Origin of the sequence: Paenibacillus solisilvae (assembly GCF_042656405.1) — a bacterium.
Classification (GTDB): domain Bacteria; phylum Bacillota; class Bacilli; order Paenibacillales; family Paenibacillaceae; genus Paenibacillus_Z; species Paenibacillus_Z solisilvae.
On sequence record NZ_JBHSOW010000150.1, the window covers coordinates 1 to 4897 of the forward strand.

5 protein-coding genes are annotated in these 4897 nt (G+C 44.3%); all 5 read right to left on the minus strand.

Going from position 1 to position 4897, the window contains the following annotated elements; all coding sequences use genetic code 11:
• Positions 1-16 precede the first annotated feature (16 nt).
• Entirely contained in the window at positions 17-1312 is a 1296-nt protein-coding gene (locus tag ACFPYJ_RS33105; RefSeq protein ID WP_379192871.1) for a hypothetical protein, read from the minus strand.
• A gap of 1081 nt (positions 1313-2393) precedes the next feature.
• Positions 2394-2927, minus strand: a complete 534-nt coding sequence (locus ACFPYJ_RS33110) for a helix-turn-helix domain-containing protein (RefSeq protein ID WP_379192873.1) — start codon at positions 2925-2927, stop codon at positions 2394-2396.
• A 292-nt stretch (positions 2928-3219) separates the two neighbouring features.
• Positions 3220-4035 carry a helix-turn-helix domain-containing protein gene (locus ACFPYJ_RS33115; RefSeq protein WP_379192875.1) on the minus strand — a complete coding sequence of 272 codons (816 nt, stop codon included), beginning with the start codon at positions 4033-4035 and terminating at the stop codon, positions 3220-3222.
• 197 nt (positions 4036-4232) lie between these two features.
• On the minus strand, positions 4233-4361 hold the full coding sequence (locus tag ACFPYJ_RS33120) for a CPCC family cysteine-rich protein (protein ID WP_379192877.1): 129 nt from the start codon (positions 4359-4361) through the stop codon (positions 4233-4235).
• A gap of 181 nt (positions 4362-4542) precedes the next feature.
• Positions 4543-4647: a CPCC family cysteine-rich protein gene (locus ACFPYJ_RS33125; RefSeq protein ID WP_379192879.1), complete on the minus strand. Its 105-nt coding sequence runs from the start codon at positions 4645-4647 to the stop codon at positions 4543-4545.
• Positions 4648-4897 lie beyond the last annotated feature (250 nt).

Sequence of the window (4897 nt, forward strand, 5' to 3'; positions counted from 1 at the left end):
AAAAAAAGTCCACACTTTAGTAGACTTCGTTCGTGATAGCATCGCAAATCCAATCACATTGCAATTCATACTCTAAAGTGGCTAAACGCTTTTGAGGTGATTCGGAAAGCAGGTTATACGGATGAAGTCGATACCCGAGTTTAAGATCAATCTTATCTTTTAGTTGAGACCATGCGGTTTCAACGGGGATCACATCTTGGCTTGTATCTACTTTGTTGCCCGCCTTTTCCTCCCACATTTCCTGGGGGTCATGCACCATTAAAACCTTCCCTTTATTGCGATCCACCCATATCTGAATTGCGGTTCCGAGTGATGGTATACCGTTTATTACTCGATGGAATCGTACAACGATGTTACCGAACTCCGATTCCACCATTGGTTTATCTGACCGTTTTACCAACGCAAAATGTCCACTTTCATCAGGATATTGCTCTTGTAAGCAGCTAATGGCAATTTCAATGGACTGCTTCTGTTCTTCCTCAGTAAGTTCCCCCTTAAAAGGGTGCGGATTGGTTAAATCTATTTCGGTTATCCCGTCCTCCAATATTAAAGACTCAAATAATTTGTTGGAGATAAGGGGTTTACTAGGCGCTTTTATTTTTTTCTTTTTTACGTTAATTGGCTGTTCCCATTTTATGATTCGAACTACACTTAGTTCTTCTGATACTGTTTTTCTCCCTGTTGCTACATCAAACCATTCATCTTTACACGCATAAATGGGATTCTTTTGCCGAGGGGAATACACCAACACAAGTTGTTCAGGAGACAACTTCTGTTTTATCTCTTCGATGGTTAAGTGTTTCTCTATGGTCACAAATTCAACGTCATCCCAACGCACGCGGAGGCCCACGATATCGTGCTTTTTATTGAAGGCGAAATATAACCTTTGATAGTCGCGAACGTTAAAGCCGTCCCTCTGGCGGGCATACTCCAATTCGAAGCGCTCGTTGTTCCCCTCCACGCTTTTCTTAAAAACGAGCAGTTCCGAAGCATCTACTGGCAGCTCCAACTTATCAAGCCCGTCCAATACCTTTGAATGAAGGATCTCGAATACATCATGATCCATTTCTGAAGGTTTACCAGTATCAAGGATAGGTTCCTTCCGTCTAAATTCCACGATCTGACCCGTTAGAGCATCCAAATCAACCTCAATTCCCTTACTCCATTGTAAATCTAGCGTATAAAAAGGTGCATTAATGTCATGATTCCTGCGGTACACAGCTTTTTTGATTTTGTTTGATTGCGGTAATTCAAACCATTTTTGAACCGATTCAATCCCTTTTTCTTTGCTTATTAACTTCATTGTAGTCATTAGTTACTTCTCCTTTCACATCGCCCCACGTTCCATTGTTGACCATATTCATTTCAACTATCCTGCCCGTTAGCTCAATGCTCAGCAGTACATCTGTACAAAATGCCTGATTATGTACAATAGTCTAGCCCCTCCAAACCGCGGATCGGGGTGAAAATCGAAGCTAGCCTACGAAAACGCAAAAACGGCCCTGTCGCAAACGATGCGAACAGCGGCCGTTTTTTGCACTTGTTCCACGGAGGAAAAATCAGCACTCACGAACGAATTTGGCCAAATTTCGAGATTGATTTTCTGGCCACTGTTGGGAGAGCTCGTCACAGAGACGCTCGAGTATGATGGTGGTCGGCAGGTTACGGTGTACGTCCCTCCGGATCCACCCAGGCCTGGCTTGCATCGTCAGCGGATCGTCCGGTTGGGACCATTGCGCGAATCATCATTCCGCTAACGAAGCACGTTAGTTCAATGCCGAAGCTGCTTTTAGGAAGTTAGTTAATCTAGTAAATCCGCAGGACATCCTTTATATAGCCGTGAAGCGAGTCGAGGTTTGGGGGCAACGTGGTCTTTGTTGTCCCCACTCCGAGGGGAGCGAGTGGAGCTCTAGTGAAATTGATCTACCGCTCCCATCCGCGATCCCTATTTTGGGACTTCGACTTCGCTGTCGTCCGATTTGAAACGCCCGATCAAGAGCCTTAAACGCGCCTTGTAGGACGGACATCTCTTTCTGGATTCTCGGCACCTCTGCCAGATTCGGCGTATATTTATGCTCATTAATGATTCGATTTTCGATGCGATCAAGGTACGATGAAGCGCACGAATTTCGGTTTCATTTGATTTCCAGATGCGCTGCAAGAAGCCTTTTGGTTCCAACTCCTTGGGGGTTTTAGGGCGCAGCCCTAGTGAATTTCGGGGTCTTAGGGGGAACCCCTAACAAGCGTTTTTTCGAATTTGTATATACAAATTCAATGCTTGCTACTCTTTCACTTTATCTTAAAATACAAAAAGGGTCATCCTTTAAGGTAATAAAAGATGTCTATTGTAATGATAATGTAAATCCCATTATGCTTCTGAGTTTGTGTTTGTGTTATTTGCCGAACAATCGAGCTAAAAAGCCCTTCTTGGTCTGTTCCTCTTGCGCTGCGGCTATGGCTAATCGACTTTCGCGCATCTCTTGCAAGGTTTGCATAAGCAACTGGTCACGCTTCGTTAACGATTCTTCGATAAATCTTTGTTGCGCGTCCAATCGTTCGACCAAGCTTTTATTAAACTGCTGTTGATTTTGCATCATCTCTTTAAGCTCGGTAATTTCCTGTGTAAATTCGTTTACTAAGGCTGGAGATGCGATACTTTCCGCTGACGCAAACTCCTTGCCATTGGTCGCAAGGTATCGATCTATCTGTTTTGTGCTATATTTCAGCTCTCGCGATAACCTTTGTATACTCTTAAGTACATTAATTGCTTCCTCATCAAACCCGTTATATCCATTATCAAGCTTTTTCGTAGGTATGTATTGGCGAAAATCGCGAAGCCAATTCCTTATGGTATGGTCGGTTTCACCCAAAAGAGCCGCGACTTGCTTTACATATAGGACTTTGCCATCTGATTCATTTAAACTCATGTTTTACACCACCTTATTGCACATAGGTAAGAACTTTTAATCAAGTCCATACATAAGTTTAATTCTACAAAGGAAGCCTTTTCCCTTTTCTCTGTGCACCGTAGCTTTCGTTGTAGTGTGTTGCGTGGCCTCCGCTAACGCTGCGGTACCACTCGCTCGCCTCACCTTGGGGACAACGGGAAGAACGCCCGTTGCCGCCCAAGGCTCGACTCGCTTCGCGGCTGCATCCTCCACCGGAAACCATCTTCGTCGCACTTACTAATACCGAATTATCCTGTAGCTCGCCAGACGTTCATAAATGCCCGCCCCCTTTATTCCGCTTTGCCTTCCAGAGCTTCACGGCGTCACCATAAGCAACTTGGAAGAATCCCGTAGGGTTGGACACCGCAATTCCTTGGCTACGGTCATAATAAAGCTGACAAGCGATTCGGACGACTTCAGGTGAAAGGCGATTTTGGAATTGCTTGATGAGCATTAGATAAAACTCGGCTATAGCGGCCATCCCTAACGGGATCCCGTTCACGAAGCAGTTCTTGGGGACGTGTTCTTGTAGGGCTTCATAGATTTCTATTTCGTATGATTCGGCAGATTCTAAACTTGAAGAAACCTGCTCTGAAGCGGCAACGATTTCTGCCGCCCCAATCAAACAATCATTATTTAAATTGATACTTTTAGAATTGATACTTATAGCGTCCTTATTTTCCGTATCCCAATTTTCCGTATCCTGATTTTTAGGATATGGTGAATCACCGTCCTGATTTTTAGGAAGTGGTTGTTTTGGCGTAACAAACGCTTCGATACGGTACACGCAACGCATAAAGCGGCCACGCTCGTCTTTGTCTTTTTCAATCGATATGTATCCAGCCTGTTCCAGCTCGTTACGGAATTTATAGAACGTGTCTTTGCTCTTGAATCCCAGCTCGTCCATCATCATATCGACGCCGGGGAATGCTGACCGTTCCTCGCCGCTACCAGCAAACGAACATAGATAAGCGTAGATCGTTTTGGCCTTTGAGCTTAGGTTCTTATCTCGCATGGCCTTCTGGGCGATCAGGCCGTAACCCTTCTCGTAGACGGTTCCTCGCATGGCGACAACTGTTTCAAACATGAAAAATGACCTCCTCGTTAATGGGGCACCGATGGTTGCCATACCCGATAAGGCCATGCTAAAATAGGTGCATAACCTCATAGGGGCATACGAATGCCCGGGATTTGTAACGAGAGAACGCCTTTGCCGACCAAGCTTGGGGCGTTTTCGTCGTTTATTGAGGTTAATTCTACCATCTGTTATGAATCTCGTAAATGCTAAGGCTTCCAATCAGGGTCTCTTCTTTTATCATCCTTTGGTTTTCTAACGAATTGGGTCGCTTCCTTTTCACAAGCACCATACTGAACATAATTCTTTTGCCCTTCTACTAGGGGTTCAGCCAACATTTTAACGAAATTATACGCTAAGGACGTAAAGATGCATGAATGGCGATTTTCTTTACTCTAAGCCCATGTCCACTAAACGTCATTATCGGTCATCAGGCGATCTGAATTCGGCTTTTTACGTCCGCTAAGGCCGTAAAAAACGGGAAAATACGTGTCCGCTAAGGCCTAGCGTATAAAACTGTCAAAATGTTGGCGCTACCCCCACTAACGGAATCTTATTGGCTCCTAAATCATATACATTTATTTCTTGGAAGGGGTCATCTTCCCAAAAACATATTGGACATATATCATAACTACCTGCCGGTTAGCGTAACGAAAAGGCATCCGATTGGTCGGATGCCTTCCTGGTATTTGTTGAGCTATCGTTCTTGTCATCGCAAAATGACAAGAACATTGTCCGATAAAAAAAGTCCACACTTTAGTAGACTTCGTTCGTGATAGCATCGCAAATCCAATCACATTGCAATTCATACTCTAAAGTGGCTAAACGCTTTTGAGGTGATTCGGAAAGCAGGTTATACGGATGAAGTCGATAC